Source organism: Nitratireductor alexandrii (assembly GCF_004000215.1).
Lineage (GTDB): Bacteria > Pseudomonadota > Alphaproteobacteria > Rhizobiales > Rhizobiaceae > Mangrovimarina > Mangrovimarina alexandrii.
The window spans coordinates 1-18,234 of the sequence record NZ_RBVY01000018.1; the positions used below are offsets into that span (position 1 = coordinate 1).

The 18,234-nt window shown below is 57.0% G+C and carries 18 protein-coding genes, 2 pseudogenes and 1 other annotated feature; of the genes and pseudogenes, 9 read left to right on the top strand and 11 right to left on the bottom strand.

Going from position 1 to position 18,234, the window contains the following annotated elements:
• Together EP380_RS22785 and EP380_RS22790 are read right to left on the bottom strand one after the other, a co-directional pair.
• On the bottom strand, positions 1-566 hold a 566-nt coding region (locus EP380_RS22785), incomplete at its 3' end, for a LysR family transcriptional regulator (protein ID WP_164749966.1).
• Positions 567-641: 75 nt separating this feature from the next.
• Positions 642-1,676 carry a YeiH family protein gene (locus EP380_RS22790; protein WP_238720027.1) on the bottom strand — a complete coding sequence of 345 codons (1,035 nt, stop codon included), beginning with the start codon at positions 1,674-1,676 and terminating at the stop codon, positions 642-644.
• A 526-nt stretch (positions 1,677-2,202) separates the two neighbouring features.
• Between EP380_RS22790 and pcaH the strand changes: the two genes are divergently transcribed.
• Together pcaH and pcaG are read left to right on the top strand one after the other, a co-directional pair.
• A complete protein-coding gene (gene pcaH, locus EP380_RS22795) occupies positions 2,203-2,940 on the top strand; it encodes a protocatechuate 3,4-dioxygenase subunit beta (RefSeq protein ID WP_051796759.1) in 738 nt (245 codons plus the stop codon).
• A complete protein-coding gene (gene pcaG / locus EP380_RS22800; protein WP_051796746.1) occupies positions 2,930-3,520 on the top strand; it encodes a protocatechuate 3,4-dioxygenase subunit alpha in 591 nt (196 codons plus the stop codon). Before pcaH ends, pcaG begins: the two co-directional genes overlap by 11 nt.
• A gap of 20 nt (positions 3,521-3,540) precedes the next feature.
• Here the strand turns inward: pcaG and EP380_RS22805 are convergent, their stop codons facing one another.
• Positions 3,541-4,374: an IS5 family transposase gene (locus EP380_RS22805; RefSeq protein WP_127601122.1), complete on the bottom strand. Its 834-nt coding sequence runs from the start codon at positions 4,372-4,374 to the stop codon at positions 3,541-3,543.
• A 212-nt stretch (positions 4,375-4,586) separates the two neighbouring features.
• Between EP380_RS22805 and EP380_RS22810 the strand changes: the two genes are divergently transcribed.
• Genes EP380_RS22810 through EP380_RS22820 form a run of 3 tightly spaced genes read left to right on the top strand, consistent with a single transcriptional unit; the run spans position 4,587 to position 7,393 of the window.
• Entirely contained in the window at positions 4,587-5,579 is a 993-nt protein-coding gene (locus tag EP380_RS22810; RefSeq protein WP_206020966.1) for a TRAP transporter substrate-binding protein, read from the top strand.
• Positions 5,554-6,099, top strand: coding sequence for a TRAP transporter small permease (locus EP380_RS22815; RefSeq protein WP_051796743.1), 546 nt, complete (start codon positions 5,554-5,556; stop codon positions 6,097-6,099). The genes EP380_RS22810 and EP380_RS22815 overlap by 26 nt, the downstream gene beginning before the upstream one ends.
• A complete protein-coding gene (locus EP380_RS22820) occupies positions 6,092-7,393 on the top strand; it encodes a TRAP transporter large permease (protein ID WP_035228604.1) in 1,302 nt (433 codons plus the stop codon). Before EP380_RS22815 ends, EP380_RS22820 begins: the two co-directional genes overlap by 8 nt.
• Before the next feature lie 62 nt (positions 7,394-7,455).
• Here the strand turns inward: EP380_RS22820 and EP380_RS24070 are convergent, their stop codons facing one another.
• The 5 genes from EP380_RS24070 to EP380_RS22845 all read right to left on the bottom strand — a co-directional run bounded on the left by EP380_RS24070 (position 7,456) and on the right by EP380_RS22845 (position 10,911).
• On the bottom strand, positions 7,456-7,725 hold the full coding sequence (locus tag EP380_RS24070) for an IclR family transcriptional regulator domain-containing protein (RefSeq protein ID WP_164749967.1): 270 nt from the start codon (positions 7,723-7,725) through the stop codon (positions 7,456-7,458).
• 120 nt (positions 7,726-7,845) lie between these two features.
• On the bottom strand, positions 7,846-9,390 hold the full coding sequence (gene tnpC / locus EP380_RS22830; protein ID WP_238720028.1) for an IS66 family transposase: 1,545 nt from the start codon (positions 9,388-9,390) through the stop codon (positions 7,846-7,848).
• A gap of 135 nt (positions 9,391-9,525) precedes the next feature.
• Positions 9,526-9,882 (bottom strand): IS66 family insertion sequence element accessory protein TnpB, encoded by a 357-nt coding sequence (tnpB, locus tag EP380_RS22835; RefSeq protein WP_024585271.1) that lies wholly within the window; start codon positions 9,880-9,882, stop codon positions 9,526-9,528.
• Positions 9,879-10,277 carry a transposase gene (locus tag EP380_RS22840; protein ID WP_024585272.1) on the bottom strand — a complete coding sequence of 133 codons (399 nt, stop codon included), beginning with the start codon at positions 10,275-10,277 and terminating at the stop codon, positions 9,879-9,881. Before EP380_RS22840 ends, tnpB begins: the two co-directional genes overlap by 4 nt.
• 94 nt (positions 10,278-10,371) lie before the next feature.
• Positions 10,372-10,911 carry an IclR family transcriptional regulator gene (locus EP380_RS22845; protein WP_127601124.1) on the bottom strand — a complete coding sequence of 180 codons (540 nt, stop codon included), beginning with the start codon at positions 10,909-10,911 and terminating at the stop codon, positions 10,372-10,374.
• A gap of 245 nt (positions 10,912-11,156) precedes the next feature.
• Between EP380_RS22845 and EP380_RS22850 the strand changes: the two genes are divergently transcribed.
• Genes EP380_RS22850 through EP380_RS22860 form a run of 3 tightly spaced genes read left to right on the top strand, consistent with a single transcriptional unit; the run spans position 11,157 to position 14,686 of the window.
• Positions 11,157-12,677, top strand: a complete 1,521-nt coding sequence (locus tag EP380_RS22850; protein ID WP_206020967.1) for a class-II fumarase/aspartase family protein — start codon at positions 11,157-11,159, stop codon at positions 12,675-12,677.
• 39 nt (positions 12,678-12,716) lie between these two features.
• The gene (locus EP380_RS22855) at positions 12,717-13,616 is read left to right on the top strand and encodes a 4-sulfomuconolactone hydrolase (protein ID WP_080723363.1); all 900 of its coding nucleotides are present in this window, start codon (positions 12,717-12,719) and stop codon (positions 13,614-13,616) included.
• A gap of 14 nt (positions 13,617-13,630) precedes the next feature.
• Complete coding sequence (locus tag EP380_RS22860) at positions 13,631-14,686, top strand: maleylacetate reductase (protein WP_035228600.1); 1,056 nt, start codon at positions 13,631-13,633, stop codon at positions 14,684-14,686.
• 324 nt (positions 14,687-15,010) lie between these two features.
• Here the strand turns inward: EP380_RS22860 and EP380_RS22870 are convergent.
• The 3 genes and pseudogenes from EP380_RS22870 to EP380_RS22880 all read right to left on the bottom strand — a co-directional run.
• Positions 15,011-15,313 (bottom strand): annotated as a pseudogene (locus EP380_RS22870) (integrase core domain-containing protein); the annotation flags it as partial.
• Between the two features lie 4 nt (positions 15,314-15,317).
• Complete coding sequence (locus EP380_RS22875) at positions 15,318-16,724, bottom strand: IS30 family transposase (protein ID WP_202903115.1); 1,407 nt, start codon at positions 16,722-16,724, stop codon at positions 15,318-15,320.
• A gap of 46 nt (positions 16,725-16,770) precedes the next feature.
• Positions 16,771-17,702, bottom strand: a pseudogene (locus tag EP380_RS22880) (IS3 family transposase); the annotation flags it as partial.
• Positions 17,305-17,421, bottom strand: a sequence feature (AL1L pseudoknot). Its footprint overlaps the pseudogene before it by 117 nt.
• Before the next feature lie 43 nt (positions 17,703-17,745).
• On the opposite strand from EP380_RS22880, the gene EP380_RS22885 reads away from it, so the two are divergent.
• Positions 17,746-18,180, top strand: coding sequence for a 3-oxoacid CoA-transferase subunit A (locus EP380_RS22885; RefSeq protein ID WP_051796801.1), 435 nt, complete (start codon positions 17,746-17,748; stop codon positions 18,178-18,180).
• The last annotated feature ends 54 nt before the right edge of the window (positions 18,181-18,234 follow it).

The following is an 18,234-nucleotide window of genomic DNA, read 5'->3' on the forward strand; positions in this document are numbered from 1 at the left end:
CATCCAATTGTCCGATCTCCACACAAAGTGAGGCAGACCCAGGTTAAATGCAAAACGACAGCAACAAGCAGCAACTCGTCGGAGGCGATTGGCGTCGCGTCTATGCGGGGGTCGCGCACCTCCCCTTCTACAAAGCCCAAATTAGCGACGCCTTCTCGCAAGAGAGCCGCTACTTGCGCCGTGTTGCCGATCGTGAGCGATACGGATATGCCTGGATGTGCCTCTTTGAATTTGTGCAGGTAACGCGGCAACCAGTAGTTCCCGACGGTCTGGCTCGCAGCGATATGGATCGTTCCACGGCGCAGTCCGGCAAGGTCAGCCAGTACATGCTCAGCGGCTTCCGCCCGAGCGAGCACGGCTTTCGCTTCTGCAAGAAACGTATGGCCCGCGCTTGTCAGTACGATGCCTCTGCCGACGCGGTCAAATAGCTTCGTCTGATAACGCGCCTCAAGGACCGCTATGGCCGAACTCGTTGCAGATTGCGTCAGGTTGAGATCCCGAGCCGCCTGCGTGACATGTTCACGTTCGGCGACGGCAACAAAAATTCGTAGCTGTTCCAGTGTCATCTAAACCTGATCTCTCATGAGCCCCGCTTGAGATGCGGAGCCGGCATATTATTCCCTTGGGATTGAGAAATTTTTCTAGAACATTTTTATCAGGACGAGGCTTAACGCGGCAATGAAGATCGACGCCGAAAAGGCCAGCAGCAAGGGCTTAATACCCTTGGCAAGAATCTCCCCCACATTCGTCCGCAGCCCCATGGCTGCCAAGCCCATAGTGAGTAGAAACGTGGTTACCTTGGGAACGGTCGCCGTGAAAGCTTCTGGAAGGTCGACAAGGCTGTTGAGGGCAACCACGGCAATAAACCCAAAGACGAACCAAGGCACTGGAGCGCGGGCAGACACCTCGTCAGCCCGACTTCGCGAGGCCAAATAGCCAAGCGCGAGCACGAGGGGCGCCAGCATTGCGACGCGAGAGAGTTTGGCGATTGTGCTGATCTCGCCTGCCTCCATGCCGTTCTGGAAACCGGCGCCAATCACCTGTGCAACCTCGTGAATCGCCGTGCCTGCCCAAAGTCCATACTCTGCCGCTGAGAGCCCAAAGACCGGCATGAGCAATGGGAAGATGAACATCGCGACCGTGCCAAACAGAGTGATAGATGCGACGGCATAAGCCACATCTTCATCATCGGCATCGGTGATGGAGTTCGTTGCCACGATCGCGGAGGCGCCACAGATCGAGGTGCCAGCAGCGATCAGTTCTGCCAGCTTGCGCTCCACACCAAGAAGGCGCGCCATTCCCAATGTTGCAATAAAGGTTGCAAAAAGCGATACGGCAACGATGAGGAAACCACCCATGCCAACGGACTGGACCTGCGAAAAGGTGAGCTGAAAACCGAGCAGCACAATCGCTGTCCTGAGAATTGGACGTTGGCAGAAGGCGATCCCGGCAGCCGCGCCACGGGGAATCTCAATGATGTTTGCAAAGATGATGCCCAAGATGACAGCGAGGATCATCGGGCTGAAAATGGCAAGCGCTGGGAAGCCACGCAGCGAATAGGCCGCACCACTGACGACCGCAGCAAGGAATATCCCAGGTAAGATATCCTGCAGCTTAGTCGTTATCCGAAAAGACGTCGAGTGTTGCTTTGACTGGACCGGGGAACGAGCAGACACTTGATACTCCATCTATGCATCGAACGAAATCTCATTCCAACACCGCAGGGTCCAACGCAAAAAATGGATCAGAATGATCGATTGTTTCGAATAGTTCGGTCGACTAGACGGAGCGGAGGTTTGGCGCTCTGCAAGAGCAGCCCATTCGTCAGGTGCGCTAGCTCAATAGTTGGACCAGGATATTATTCCCACCGATGTAGGTTCGGCGAAAAGGCTTTGGCAGAGATTCGGTGTTAAACTCCGACGCCTGCAACCCGATTTCTGCGTCCGCAAACCTGCCGCAAACAGCTTTTCAGGTCGTTGCTCTCTCTCGGTTCGGCAACCTCGCAGTCCAAGCTATTCCGGGTCGTAAACTCCGAGACATATCCCAGCGCAAAGAGAGGCAAGCTCTTTGAAGCGATAGCCAATCTAGAACCGCTCAAATGATCTTAGACGACGGCCTGCAACTCGGGACGGCGTTGACGGGCAAGAAAAAGTGTTCTAGCTTATTGAACAGTGTTTAGATTATATGAACAGGTAAGTGCTCATGGCCTTGTTCCTCCCCGGCTGGCCCGAAGTGCCGGCGGAATATCCCTCCGATAGCGTCGGCATGCATCCGCCTTATGATACGCCGGCCTACATCTTTACCAGAAAGCGCGCTCCATCCCGGCCCTTAAGATATATTCCGCAGACTGCTACGGAGTTGTACGGGCCTGTGTATGGACACGAAAGTGTTCGTCCAGAAGACTCGGATCTGACTCGTCAGCATGACGGAGAGCCGATAGGAGAGCGCATTCGAATTACGGGGCGTGTTATCGATGAAGACGGCCGCGGCGTTCCAAACGCACTATTGGAAATCTGGCAGGCGAACGCAGCTGGTCGCTATATTCATAAGTTAGATCAGCACTTAGCACCCCTTGACCCAAACTTTTCGGGCGCTGGCCGTACCGTTACCGGAAGCGACGGCTCATATTCATTTATTACGATTATTCCTGGTGCTTATCCGGTCGTGGGACTGCACAACGTCTGGCGTCCACGCCACATTCACATCTCTTTATTCGGGCCGTCATTTTTGAGCCGCTTGGTCACCCAACTCTACTTCGAGGGCGATCCCCTGCTCAGATATGACTCCATCTATAATGCAGCGCCGGATTTCTCAAAGAGAGGAATGGTGGCTTCGCTCGATCTTGAGGCTACACAGTCTGAATGGGGCTTAACTTACCGCTTTGACATTGTTCTGCGGGGCCGAAACGGGAACTATTTCGAGGAAACTCATGCGCATTGAAGCCCCGATGACGATCACACCATCTCAGACAGTCGGTCCCTTCTATGCCTACTGCCTGACGCCAGACGACTATCAAACGATCCCTCCTATTTTTGGAAGGAACCTCGCCACCGACGATGCTGTGGGACAGCGCATTTCAATTTCGGGAACGCTCATCGACGGAGATGATCATGCCATCCCTGATGGTATGATCGAACTCTGGCAGCCTGATGGAAATGGCAATTTTGTAGGTGCACAAATCAACCCACGAAAGTCATCATTCACGGGCTTTGGCCGCACCCACTGCAATGAGTCTGGCTCCTTCACATTTCACACTGTGAAACCGGGTCGTGTTCCGACATCCGCAGGGATCTTACAGGCGCCTCACGTTGCGCTTTCCATCTTTGGAAAGGGATTGAACCGCAGATTATACACGAGAATCTATTTCGCAGATGAAGTCTCTAATGATGAAGACCCGATCTTGGCTCTCCTGTCGAGTGATGAGCGTGCTACGCTTATCGCAGAAAAGATCGATGATGCCGCCTTTCACATCACAATCCGCCTTCAAGGACAGAGGGAGACGGTTTTCTTCGAAGTGTGAGAGTCGGACTCGAAAAGGCATCAACGATATCCATACCTTGCGAGACGCCTGGTGAGCAGGCGGATGTGGGCGATGGATATCCAGGCTTCTGCTGAAGCGATGGATTTTTCGAAGTCCTTTGCCAGCCTTCGGCATCGGCCAAGCCACGCGAATGTGCGCTCGACGACCCAGCGGCGGGGCAGGATCTCAAAACCCTTGGCCTGGTCAGAGCGCTTGATGATTTCGATCGTCCATTTGCCGATTTTCTGCAGCCGTTTCTTCAGTTTTTCGCCCGCATAGCCGCCATCGGCAAAGACATGGAGGAGCCATGGCCAGCGGTTGCGAATGGATTTGAGGAGATCGGGAGCACCGTCGCGGTCCTGGATATCGGCGCTGTGTACCATGAGGCCGACCATCAGCCCAAGCGTGTCGACAACAATGTGGCGCTTGCGACCCTTGATTTTCTTGCCCGCATCGAAGCCCCGGATACCACCACTTTCGGTCGTTTTGACACTTTGGCTATCGATGGCGCCCGCCGTCGGAGAGGCATCTTTCCCCTCCAGTTCCCGGGCCTCCATAACGAGGTGGTGGTTGATCCGTGACCAAAGATCCATCGCCCGCCACTCATAGAAATATCGCTGCACCGTAGAGCAGGGTGGAAAATCCTTGGGCAGCATTCGCCACTGGCACCCTGTTGAAGCGATATAGAGAAGCGCGTTCACAACCTCGCGCAAGTCGGTCTTGCGGGGACGGCCGAGACGGCGAGGTGCGGGCATGAAGCCAGCTATAAATCCCCATTCGCGATCCGTAACATCGCTTGCATATCGGCTCGTCTGACGCTCATATTGCCGCCGGGTGGTTTCAGTCCAGGCCATCGTGCTCTCCATCGAATCTTTGCAAATCCGAAGGAATCACAACTGGCTGAAATCACTCAACTCTTTTTGGGGCAGCCTCTGAGATCACAAACATAGCACTCGCCTGCGAAGGCTGCCTTTGCAGCGCAAGGTAATTCTGACGCCAATCGCGTGGCCGCATGTTGAGAAAGACCGGACTACGTAAGTTTAGCAACATCAAGCCAAGGAGGAATATGATGTTCTCGAAAATGTTGGTTTCCGCAGTGACCGCGACAGCGCTTCTGTCGACATTGCCCGCCTTTGCCCGTGATCTGAAACTTGCCGATTTTCATTCGCCCTCGCATTTTATTGTTGAAGAGGTATATGAGCCTTTTGCGAACGCAGTGTCAGAGGCAACGGGCGGGGATTTAACCGTCCGACTCTATATGGGAGGGGAGCTTGGCCCAGGCCCAAACGAGCAGTACAATCGTGCTGTCGATGGCGTCGCTGATATCGTCTTGGCTATGCCGGGTTACACGGCCTCTACATTTCCATTGACCCTTCTTGCCGACCTGCCCGGTGTGATTGACGCTGAGACCGGTACCGAACGCATGCTGGCCAACATTGACAAGCTCTCTCAGGAGTATCGTCGAGTTCAGCTGCTCGCCCTATGGAATAACGCACCGTCGTTTTTGTTCTCTGCGACCAAGCCAATTCGTAAGCTCGAGGATCTTGCTGGCATGAAGGTTCGCGTCCCATCACGTAACGCAGGCCTTGTGCTCGAAGCGTGGGGAGGTGTTCCCGTTTCCATGCCTGCAAGTGAAGTTTATAATGCGATGCAAACGGGGGTCATCGATGGAGCGATGATTGACGCCACAGCTCTGACAGGGTTCAGACTGGAAGAGGTGACAAACTACATCACAGTCGGTATGGATACGTCGATTTCCCAGTTTTTGATGGTGATGAATCTCGACAGTTTCCAGGAGCTTAGTGAAGAGCAACAAAAAGCTGTTCTCGATGCTGGTCAGGAAGCCGCACGAAACGGCAATAGGGCTTGGCTCGGCGTTGCATCCACCGCCCTCAAGGACTTCGCTGGAACGGAAGGTAAAGAAGTAATTACGCTTTCAGAGGAAGAAATCGAGAAATTCAATGCCGCAACTAGTACCGTGGTCGAGAGCGTGATTGAAGAAGTCGAAGCAACAGGCGTTGCAGCACGCGCCTATGTCGAAGCGCTACAGAATGACTAACTCTCCGACAATAAAAAAGAAGCAAGGCATCGCCCATTCGATAGTAATCGAATGGGCGGTTGCCTTCTTAACGTCTCTGTCAGCTCTAGCCTTAGCCATTATCTTATGCACCAGCTTTGTTGGCGTCATCATGCGCTATTTCTTTCAGACCCCAATCCTCGGTAGTGATGAGATAATTCAGCTAGTCTCGATCGCGTTGGTTATGCTCGCAATGCCAGGCACCGCCCAGCGCGACGGACATGTGCGAGTTGATGTGTTCGATGAGCATATCGGCGTGTGGGGCCGTTTCATTGGCGACTTGTTCTCGCGTGCCGTAGGCGTCTACCTCATGTACCTCTTGACTTGGCGCTCGTGGCTAAAACTGCGTGAAGCACTGGAGTATAACGACCTATCCAACATGCTGCGTGTCCCATTCTGGCCATTCTATGGACTCATGGCGCTCGGGAGTGCCCTTTTTGCAGTTGTTCTGGTCCTGCAAATAGTTGACCTCATTCGCGGGGGACCTGGCGCTGATGACTGATTTTTCGATTGGCCTCTTCGGCATCGTAGCGCTTTTCGTATTGATGGTCTTGCGCATGCCAGTTGGGATGGCGATGCTGACCGTGGGCTTCTTCGGCACGTGGATGCTGAATGGCTTCCGTTCGGCGAACGCCTTAATGGTTACGGAGACATTCTCTCAGGTATCCAACTACTCGTTGACCGTCATCCCTCTATTTATATTGATGGGCAATATAGCTTCGGTAGCCGGCTTCAGCCGTGGGCTCTACGAAGCGGCTTTTGCATGGGTGGGGCGACTCCCTGGAGGTCTTGCTTCGGCTTCAGTCCTTGGGTGTGCGGCGTTCTCCGCCGTCAGTGGCTCATCGGTGGCGACTGCGGTTACCATTGGACGTGTCGCACTGCCAGAGATGGCGCGTTTCAACTATTCCAGCGGGCTCGCAACGGGTGCGATTGCTGCCGGTGGCACCCTTGGTTTCCTTATCCCACCATCAACCGGCTTTGTTATCTACGCCATTCTCACCGAACAAAGCATTGGCCAATTGTTCATGTCGGGTATTCTCCCCGGTCTCTTGCTTGCAGGCTTGTTCATTCTCACGGTCACCCTCATCTCGCTTCGAAATCCAGAAGCGGGACCGCGCGGAGCTCATGTTCCGCTAAAGGAACGTATGGCTGCCACACTCCGTGCGGCGCCCCTGCTAACGGTAATCATAGTATCAATTGGGGGTATTTATCTTGGTGTATTCACGCCAGTCGAAGCCGCCGGCATCGGCGCGGGACTGGTCCTTATCTTGGCTCTATTTACGCGGAAGCTGACTCCGTCAACCGCTTGGCGAGCGGTTAGCGACACGGTCAGCACTACAGCCATGCTGTACCTGATCATTATAGGCGCAGCAGTCCTCAATCCGTTTCTATCGATGACACAATTGCCGTCGATGTTGGGCGAAGCAATGACGTCTTCTGGTCTCGGCCCCTATGGCGTGCTGTTTCTTGTCGTTGTTGCCTATCTGATTTTGGGGATGTTCATGGACGGGTTAGCAATGCTGGTCGTGACTGTTCCCATCTTCTACCCCATCATGATGTCGATGGGCTTTGATCCGATCTGGTTTGGTGTTGTAGCTGTTATCATGATTGAGATGGGTATGATCACGCCTCCTGTCGGCATGAATGTATTTGTCGTGAAAAGTATTGCCGGTGATGTGCCCATGGCCACGATTTTTCGCGGCGTCCTGCCATTCTGGTTTGCAATGGGGTTCTGTCTGCTTTTGCTCGTACTTTTCCCCCAAATTGCATTGTTTATACCCCAGGCGATGTTCTGACTTTTTCAGCGAAATACAAGTGTCCCGGCCAACTGCGCAGCGGTTGGCCCGGACACTTGCCTCTACCTCCTGTTCCACCCCAATGAACGAGACATTTCAGCTGCGGCCTCTTGTACATGAATGGTGCAGAAGGTCAGTTTCTCCTCCTTAAGACGGCTGGCAGGTCCAACGATTCCGAGCGACGCCACCACTTTGTGGGTCTGGTCACGAATCGGTGCTCCAACCGCATTCACACCTGGTAAGTAGCCGCCAAGATCGACAGCATAGCCTAAACGCCGAATGTCCTGGAGTTCAGCTCTCAATATCTCAGAATCAACGTAAGCGACGTCCACGTCCCATTCGCAAAGATTTGGAGGGACGGATTGCAACGCGTTGGCGCAACGGACTGCAAATCCGTTGATCAACGCGTTGCAAATCGTTGAGGTCGCGACTGTGGCGGCAGCTGCGGAGAATTAGGAGGTGCGGGCGAACGACCAGGGCAAGAGTTCGTCGATCCGCGACTGCGGGTGACCGGTTGCGATCGCTTCGAGGGTCGCTTTCATCCAGGCGTAGGGCTCCACGCTGTTGATCTTGCAGGTGGCGATGAGCGAAGCTATGCGGGCCCATGAACGGCCACCTTCGTCGTGACCTGCAAATAGACTATTTTTGCGCGTCAGAGTCAGCGGTCTGATTTGATTTTCGACGGGGTTAGTGTCCATCTCAACGCGGCCATCGTCGAGAAACAAAGTGAGGCCAGCCCAATGGTTCAGCAGATAGGCGATCGCCTTGCCCATCTCGCTGCCCGGCGACAGGCGGGCGGCTTGCTCGCGCAGGAATCTCTCGAGTTCGGCGACGAGCGGCCGTGATCGCTCGTTGCGCGCCTTTTGTCGGATCGCGGCGTCGGAGCCACGGATCTCCTTCTCGATTGCATAGAGCGCGGCGATGCGCGCGAGGACGGCTTCGGCGATGGGTGAGCCGGCCTTCGGAGTCGCGGCAATGATCTCGCGCCTGGAGTGGGACCAGCATGCGGCCAGCCGCAGCGGCGCGCCGCCTTGACGCTCGAGTCGTGCGAGCCTGTGATAGCCCTGGTATCCATCGACCTGAAGGATGCCGTCGAAGCCGTCGAGGATATGCTCGGCATGTTTGCCACTGCGTCCTGGCGCGTAGTGGTAGACCACGATTGGTGGATCAGCGCCGCCGTGGCCGCGATCGTCGCGCAGGACAGCCCACAGATAGCCGGTCTTGGTTCGACCCCGGCCCGGATCGAGCACGGGCGCCCTGGTCTCGTCCATGAACAAGCGGCCCGATTGCTTCATCACGACGCTCATGCGCTCGATCAACGGCGCGAGGTGGAAGGCGACCGTTCCCATCCAATCCGCCAGAACGGCACGATCGATGAGGATGCCATGCCGGGCCAGAACCTGGGACTGACGATAGAGCGGCATGTGCTCGCTGAACTTGGCGACCGCCACCTGCGCCAGCATCGCCTCGGTGGGCAGGCCACCCTCCACCAGATGGGCGGGCGCCGGCGCCTGGCGCACGCCAGCGCATCCTGTCGCGCAGGCGTAGCGCGGTCGCACCGTCTCGACCACGCGATACTGGGCCGGCGTCACGTCGAGGCGTCTGGAGCGATCCTCGCCGATCCGGACCATCTGGCCGCAGCCGCAGGGACACTCGAGGCTCTCGGGTTCGATCACCTGCTCAATGCGCGGCAGGTGCGCGGGAAAGGCGCGGGCGGCGCGGCTGGCCCGGCGGCCCGACGGTGCCGCGCCGGTGCGGCGCGCACGATCGTCTTGGCGCTCCTGGACTTCGGCGATGGCGATCTCGATGTCTTCGAGCACCAGCTGCATCTGATCGGGATTGAACTTCTCCGAGCGTTTGCCGAAGCGTGCGCGCTCGTACTCCTTCACGAGCAGTTCGAGACGGTCGACGATCTGTTTGGACGCAGCCAGTTCGTTCTCGACATGAAGGCGCGCCGTGCGTTCGTCATCAGCGCGACGACGCTCGGCTGCGAGCATCGCTTCCTGCGCGCTGAAGAGCGCTCGCAAATCGGCGGGCAGCGCTGCAAGACGGGCGGGATCAATGGCGGACGGTGGCACATCCGCAAGCTATCATCCCGAGGCGCCGTGCGAAACAAATCGTCAGCCCCCGAGTCAGTTCGCCGCAGCTGGTGTTGCGACGATCCGTTCGCCCACACGCTTCCAGTTCAGCCCGTCAAACAGCGCTTCGAACTGCACCCGCGTCAGATGCATGACGCCGCCGCTGATCTGCGGCCACTCAAAACGGCCAGCGCGACCAAGGCGCTTGTAGATTAGAACGAGGCCCGTGCCGTCCCATAGCAAAATCTTCAGCCGGTCGGCGCGCTTCGAACGAAAAACCACAATCAGGCCCGAATGCGGATCGAGCCCGAGCGTGTTCTGCACGAGGCCGGCCAGCGCGTCGTGCCCGCACCGGAAATCGACAGGACGTACAGCAAGCACAATCCGCAGTCCCTGCGCCGGAATGATCATGCGCCGCGCTCGATCGCGGTCACGATCTCCGCGATCCGCACCGCTGACACGTCCGCGTCCAGGCGAACCGAAACCTTGCCAATCGTAATCTCGACAGGCCCCTCGTTCTTGCCTGACGCCGCTGGATCACTCAACTCGATCGACACGAAATCCGCCGCTTCGTCCGTGACCAATGCGATCCGGCCGGCACGCGCCAATCTGCGCCACGTCGTCAATTGCTGGGCCTTGACACCATAACGCCGTGCGACATCACATACGCGGGCGCCAGGCTTCATGGTCTCGAAAACAGCGCGCCCCTTGGTCTCCGCAGACCACAACCGGCCTCCAGAACGGGTACGGCGCGCAAGCTTCCCTACAAAACCGTCGGCTTCGGCTTCCTCGCCCGATAGCTCCATCGCCCTCAGTCTCCTCCTGGCTGCCTGAACAACCAAGAATCGCAGACCACAAACCGAGGGGAAACCCATCAATCAAATGGGGACAAAGCTTCGCTTACGAATCAACGATAGTTTCCGATGTGAAGCGCTTGAGGGGTTGCGAAAGGAGCTGGGACAGTTGCGCCTCTTCTATGAACGCAAGCAGGGCTTTTCCGTTTGCAGAGCAATGCAAAGGGGCACTGCCGCCGACGCGAGAAGCAACACGCATCGGTTCGGTGCTTTCGTTTTTCGCGAGGTAAAGAAGCTCCGAACCGTGCAAGACAGAAAGGGTTACCGTTTCCCCCGTCTTTTCCATCAGAGCCTTCATGTGGGGCGAGCAAACCTTCACCAGATCTAACTGAGCGAGCTTAGTTCCGGCAAGCCGAACGAGTGCGAGCCCGAGCCGGTATTTTCGAGTCTCAGGATGCTGCTCAACGAAACCTGAGCTGGCGAGGGTGCGAAGCAGATTGTGAACTGTAGCGCTGTTAATATCGAGTATTCTTCCGATTTCGCGTACCCCAAGCCATTCAACATCGGTCGTGAATAGCTCAAGTAAGGCAAGCGCTTTTGAGACCGTTTGTACTGTGCCTTGTGGCGAATTGGACTTCTGAGCCATAGTCCTCTCATTCTTGCGAATCGCTGCCTTCCGGTGGTTGTCATATACCAGATCATCTCGATCTCGTGAGTGGTCGACGGATGATGGCCACTATAGTCCTTCCTATCGGTGAGTCTTGCCAGCCATGCTGCATCCCCTTGACCGGCGAGGAGAGGGGTTTCTAAACAGCCAAGAGAAACGGTTCCCAGTTGCACATCCCAGTGCCGCCCTGACTCACTTCCATATCCGTCATATGAAAATCGTACATGGCCCGAACAACACCCCTTGGCCGGATGAGCGGGACGGTACTTCGCTTTTCCAACTGCAGATTGCACAAGAATCATCTTCCAGGCGCTGTTCATATTAAGCTAACGCTGTACATAATAACCAATCAAGTTTATAGCTGCGGCTCCATTCCTAGATTCATCTTACTGGGCGTTTTGATGGCATTTTCCCCCCTTGATTCAGACCTGTTGGGGCCTCTGTTTACGACGAAAGAAATGAGGGACGCGCTCTCGGAGCGTCGATTTCTTGCGTTGATGTTGCGGGTTGAAGCCGCTTTGGCGCGCGCTCAGGCTGCTGAAGGTTTGGTCAGCCAAGAGCTTGCCAACTCCATCGCAGGTATAGATCCTGGCTCTCTGGACATTAAGGTACTGGCAGAGCAGACCCGACTTGGGGCGGTCCCTGTCATCCCATTCGTAAAATCAGTGCAAGCCATGCTTCCGCCGGATGTGGCAGGTGGCTTCCATTTCGGTACTACGAGCCAGGACATCATGGATACGGCCATCATTCTTCAAATGGCCAATGCGGTGGATCTGATCGAAACTGATCTAAGAGCCTTGCTTTCTTCCCTGTGCGAGCTAGCGGAGGAACATTGCGAGACTCCCTGCATCGGGCGCACAGCTGGCCAACATGCTTCGCCTGTCACATTCGGCTTCAAAGTGGCAGGCTGGTGCGTCGCAATCGCTGAGCACTTAGCTCAGGTTGAGCAACTTAAACGGCGAGTGCTCGTCCTCTCATTGGCTGGTCCTGTAGGCACATTGACCCAGATGGGCGATCGGGCCGGAGCCGTTGTGACGAGGACTGCGGCGGATCTTGGATTAGCCGTTCCCGCTATGCCGTGGCACACGCATCGTAGCAGAATAGTTGAACTAGGTAGTTGGTTGGCCATCCTTCTCGGAATTCTAGCGAAGATGGCGACAGATGTGGTTCATCTTGCGACACCGGAAGTGGGAGAGGTATCTGAGCCAGCGGTCGCCGGCCGGGGTGGATCCTCGGCTATGCCTCACAAGCGAAATCCTGTTGGATCGATGATCATTCTGGCCCAACACTCTGCATCAGTGGGCCACCTTTCGACGTTGGTGAGCGCGATGGCAAGCCTTCATGAGAGGCCCGTTGGCGCCTGGCATTCTGAATGGCTGGCGCTCCCGTCTCTCGTCGGACTGGCGGCAGGAGCGCTCAGAGAGGCTCGTCTTCTAGCTGGTGGCTTGGAAGTCGATGCCGCACGAATGTACCGAAACATAGAATTGACAAACGGAATGATATTCAGCGATGCGGTTGCGGGAGGTCTAGCGCAGGCGATGGGACGCGCCGAAGCTTACACCGCCGTAGAGGAAGAAGTCGCCAACGTCGTCCGTTCAGGTGGGCACCTTCGGGAACGTCTGACCAAACGCTTCCCCGCCCACCATTCCACCATCCTGCAGGCATTTGAGCTTGCACCAGCGATCAATGCTGCCGCGAGCCGCTGTCGCGCAGCGCTAATCTCTGTTCGGAAGCAATTGGCATGACTTGCTAGTTTCGGCTCAACAGAAAGGAGCTCCAGGAAAATGTTACCCGCTGATCAAGCTGGCATACCGCCTTGCCAAGGGCCTCGCGCGCGCTCTGCGCCAATAAGTTTTGCAATACCAAAAGGCGCATGGGACACTCATCTCCATGTTTTTGGCCCAACGGCTGTGTTCCCATATGCGGAAAAGCGTCCGTATACTCCGCCGGATTCACCGCTTGAAGATTATCTGGCGTTGATGGAGCGTTTGGGCATCGAACGGGGTGTCTGTGTCCACCCGAATGTGCACGGGATTGATAATTCAGTGACTATTGATGCGGTCGAGCGTTCTGATCGCCGTCTCCTCGGAATAATCAAGCCTCATCGTGATATGACCTTTACGGAACTGCGTGACCTGAAGACCCGCGGTGTAAGAGGGGTACGTTTCGCATTCAATCCCCAGCACGGTTCCGGCGCACTCGACACCGAACTGTTCGAGCGAATGCATGGTTGGTGCCGTGAACTCGATTGGTGCATAAACATGCATTTTGCTCCTGATGCTTTGGAGGGGCTATGTGACCTCATCGCGGGAGCTGAAACACCGATCATAATCGACCATTTTGGCAGAGTTGAAACGGCGGCCGGAGTCAACCAGCTTCCCTTTAAGATCCTACGTGATCTTGCGACTCTTGATCATGTCTGGATTAAGTTGACGGGAGCCGATCGGATCTCGCATTCAGGTGTTCCATATGACGATGTTGTGCCGTTCGCACACGCCTTAAGTGAGATAGCCCCTGACCGCCTACTCTGGGGAAGCGACTGGCCGCATTCCGGGTACTTCGACCCGAAGCGCATGCCAGATGACGGAGATTTGTTGAACTTAGTTGCCCGGTTTGCTCCTGACGTCGCTCTCCGGCATAAAATCCTGGTTGATAACCCTGCCCGATTGTTCGGCGCCATCTGAGGGGCGGATATTCAATGCAACCTTTCGTGTACAATTCAGCTCCTTCAAGGGTTATCTTTGGCCGTGGAGCATCACTATCACTGGCTGCGGAGCTGGACCGACTAGGGCTGAAAAGAGCGCTGGTACTGTCCACACCGCAACAAGAAGAACAGTCGCTTTCAATCGCGAGCAACTTAGAATGGCGGTTGGCGGGGTCGTTCCATGAAGCCGCTATGCACACTCCAACCGATGTCACGGCGGCGGGTGTCGGGCTAGCACGCGAGATAAATGCGGACTGCTTGGTTGCTATCGGGGGTGGTTCCACAATTGGTTTGGGCAAAGCAATAGCGTGGCGAACCGGTTTGCCACAGGTTGTGGTACCGACGACATACGCGGGGTCGGAAATGACCCCAATACTAGGTCAAACGGAAGATGGGTTGAAGACCACAATCCGTAACCCAAAAATCCAGCCCCAGACGGTGATCTACGACGTCGACTTAACTCTGTCCTTACCGGCCCAAATTTCTGTCACGTCAGGCTTAAATGCGGCTGCACACGCCGCTGAGGCACTTTACGCCCGGGACGGCAATCCGGTGATTTCCCTTTTGGCAGAGGAAGCTATTCGCGTCCTGACGCAAGCGCTCCCACAGATCGTTGATGACGAGCGAAATGTCGAGGCGCGAAGCAAGGCATTGTACGGAGCCTGGTTGTGTGGGATTTGCCTCGGCTCCGCCGGAATGGCTCTGCACCACAAATTGTGCCACACGCTTGGCGGCAGTTTCGATTTGCCCCACGCAGCTACCCACTGCGTAATACTGCCTTATGCTTTGGACTACAATCGTCCAGAAATTCCCGACGCGATGGTAGCGATGTCGCGCGCCATGGGAGGTGTGGACGCTGCAAAGGGTTTTCGTGCACTTGCAAAAAAGTTGGGAGCCCCAACATCTCTTCAGGCATTGGGTTTCGATGAAGCAGATATAGCGCGCGCTGCCGAGCTCGCCACGGAAAATGCTTATTGGAACCCACGTCCAATCGAGAACGCGCCGATACGATCGCTTCTAACCCGTGCATGGAGGGGGGATGAGGTTTGAGAGACTTCGTCCGGCTGACGCATACGGCGTGGAAATAGCCCTTGCGGCGCCTTCGCGTGTGGCAAGCGGCGTCGGTGGAACAAACCCGCAGCTGGTTCAAATTGAGCTTTATGGCGTCTGGAAGCGCTGAGACCGGGGCGAACTGGTTCTCGTGCCTCGAAGAGCTACGTCGCCTCGCACCCGCACAGCCAGTAAAGGTAGTAGTCCGAAGATGAAAAACATCACCACCGCTGCTGAAGCGGTCGCACAAATCCACGATGGAGCCACCGTTCTGATCGGCGGTTTTGAACCGCACCGGGACTGTCGGAGGCCATTTGGTTTAAGTTACGCGGCCACGGCCGGTTGATCCAGTGCGGCGTAGTATTTTGCCTCGGCTTCGGCCGGCGGAATGTTTCCGATTGGCTCTAGCAGGCGCCGGTTGTTGAACCAGTCGACCCATTCGAGGGTGGCGAACTCCACCGCTTCATAGCTGCGCCAGGGGCCGCGTCGATGGATGACCTCGGCCTTGTAGAGACCGTTGATGGTCTCGGCCAAGGCATTGTCATAAGAGTCGCCCACGCTGCCCACTGAAGGTTCGATGCCGGCCTCGGCCAGCCGCTCGGTATATTTGATGGACACGTATTGGGCAGATTCAACCGGTCGCTGCAACACTTTCGATCATATCCGATTTAAGCAAACCGTCGAGCGCTTCTGCCGGCGTGCGATAACCCAGCGTCTTGCGAGGCCTGCTATTAAGGGCATGCGCCACAGCGCTGAGTTCATCGGCTCCGTGCTGGCTCAGATCTGTACCCTTCGGAAAGTACTGCCGTAGCAAACCGTTTGTGTTTTCATTGCTACCGCGCTGCCACGGACTTTGAGGGTCGCAGAAGTAAATATCGAGGCCAGTATCGATCCTGAGCTGTGCGTGTTGAGCCATCTCGGCACCTTGGTCCCACGTTAGGGATTGGCGTAGGTGCGCCGGCAGCTCCATGATCGTTTCGGCGATAGCATCACGGACTGCTTCGGCGCCATGCCCGGCAAGAGCAGGACCGTTCTTGACGGACTTGTCGATCCCGTGACCTTCCATGCGAGGCAGGTGCAGGAGCATTGTAAACCGTGTTGTACGTTCGACCAGCGTGCCGATCGCTGAACTGCCGAGACCCAGAATGAGATCGCCCTCCCAATGGCCAGGCACCGCTCTGTCGTCGATCTCCGCAGGACGATCGCTGATCATCAGTGCATCCCCGAGAAAGGATTTGCCACGGTTGCGAGCACGTTCACGGGGTAAGCGCAGCGCCCGTCCAGAGCGCAAGCAAGCCGATAATTCTCGCTTCAGAGCACCGCGGCCCTGGATATAAAGCGCCTGATAGATGGCTTCGTGACTGATGCGCATGGCCGGGTCCTCAGGGAAGTCCAGTCTCAGACGCCGCGCAATCTGTTCCGGGCTCCAAGCTTTGGACCAGCGTCGACTTTGCCGATGAACGGCCCGCCGCCCTTTCCATACCACGACAGGACCCTCAAAGGCGATGCCGTCAGGCGTTCCAATGAGGCCGGCGAGCCGGTCCTGAACGTAGTCACGAAGTGCCAGGTTGGTTGCAAGCTTTGCGGCTTTCGGCCGTCGTGCTGCCCGATCAGCATGCCATTGTGCGGTAATGGCCCGATAGTCGAAGTCGCCGCTGCGTGTCGCCGAATTGCGCCTGATCTCGCGCGAGATTGTACTGGGTGATCGCCCCAGCTTCCGTGCGATGGCGCGAACGCCACTGCCGCGAGCGCATTCCAATGCAATTTCCTCCCGTTCGCTGAACGTCAGGCTGCGGTTTTTGAGCGGTGTTGCTGAGGGCGATAGATGTGTGGGAGGCATGCCACCTGAACTCCGAAACCATCGGTTTCCAACGGGGGCAGAGACGCCAGCTTCCACAGCGGCATCCTCGCTGGACAAGCCCGCCGCCACTTCTCCCCAGAACCGACACAGGTTCTCACGCTGCCACACCGGTGGCCGACCTGGCGAGGATAACTTTTGCCGCGTCGACCGCTCCGACTTCCGTCTTCCCGTCACCATAAACACCTCCAAGTTTGGGGTGTTGCGCTGACCGGTTGAATCTGCCTTGGCTGCCCCTATCGCTGTGATGGACCAAGCCACCGCCATGCAGAGGCCGCCGATCATGCAGGGCCTGCTCCAAGGCATCGAGAACGAATCCCGCATGGGCAGTCCGTGACGCCCGCCATCCAACGATGCGGCGGGCATAGGCATCGATGACGAAGGCCACGTAGACGAAGCCGGCCCATGTGGCCACATAGGTGAAATCCGAAAGCCAGAGCCGATCGGGTGCCGGTGCGTGGAACTGGCGGTTCACCTGGTCGAGCGGGCAAGGAGCCGACTTGTCGCTGATCGTGGTGCGAACCGGTTTGCCGCGAATGACACCCTGCAGGCCGAGCTCCCGCATCAGCCTTTGCACCGTGCATCGCGCAACATCGAACCCTTCCCGCTGCATCTGTCTCCAAACCTTCCTGACGCCATAGACCGAGAAGTTCTCGGCAAAGACCCGCATGACCTCAGGCTTGAGGGCTTCGTCGCGTTGGGCACGTGCCGACAGCCGCGAGGGATCCCGGCGTTGGGCAACACGCTCATGATAGGTGGATGGGGCGACTGGCAGGACGCTGCAGATCGGCTCGACCCCATAATGCCCACGATGCTCGTCGATAAAGGCGATCATCGCTTCAGTGGGCGGTCGAGCTCCGCCTGGGCAAAATATGCGGAGGCTTTGCGCAGGATCTCGTTGGCCTGCCGCAGCTCCCGGTTCTCTCGCTCCAGAGCCTTGAGCTTCTCGGCCACCTCGCTGGGCACGCCAGCACGCCGGCCACCATCGACCTCGGCCTTCTTCACCCAGTCGTTCAGGGTGTGGGCCGAACAGCCAATCTTCTGGGAAACCGAAACCACGGCCGCCCAGCGCGACGGATACTCCCCGCCATGCTCCAGCACCATCCGCACCGCCCGGGTCCGCACCTCGGGGGAAAACTTGTTCGTTGTCTTGCTCATCAGGCTCTATCCTACTTGGGAGTTAGAGCCTCCGACAGTCCCGGTGCGGTTCAGTTTCGGCGGCTCAGGTGCGCCCATCGAACTGGTCCATGCCCTGATCGATCATGGCGCGAAGGACCTGGTCGTGGTCAACAACAATGCCGGGACGGGCGATGTGGGGCTTGCCGCCCTGATCCGCCGCCGACGCGTGCGCAAAATGATCTGCTCCTTCCCGCGCTCGTCCGATCCGCGTGCGTTTCACGAGCTTTACAATGCCGGCGAGATCGAGCTTGAAGTCGTGCCGCAGGGAACGCTCGCCGAGCGGCTGCGGGCCGGCGGTTCGGGCGTGCGGGCATTCTTTACCCGGGCCAGCGTCGGCACCCCGATTGCGGACGGCAAGGAGTCGCGCGAGTTCGACGGCGAGACCTATGTGATGGAGCCGTGGATCAGGGGCGATTTCGCGCTGGTGAAGGCGGAACGTGCTGACCCCTACTGTTGATTGGCACGTAAACGGGGTCTGCCTCACTTTGTGTGGTGAATAGATCGTTAGCAG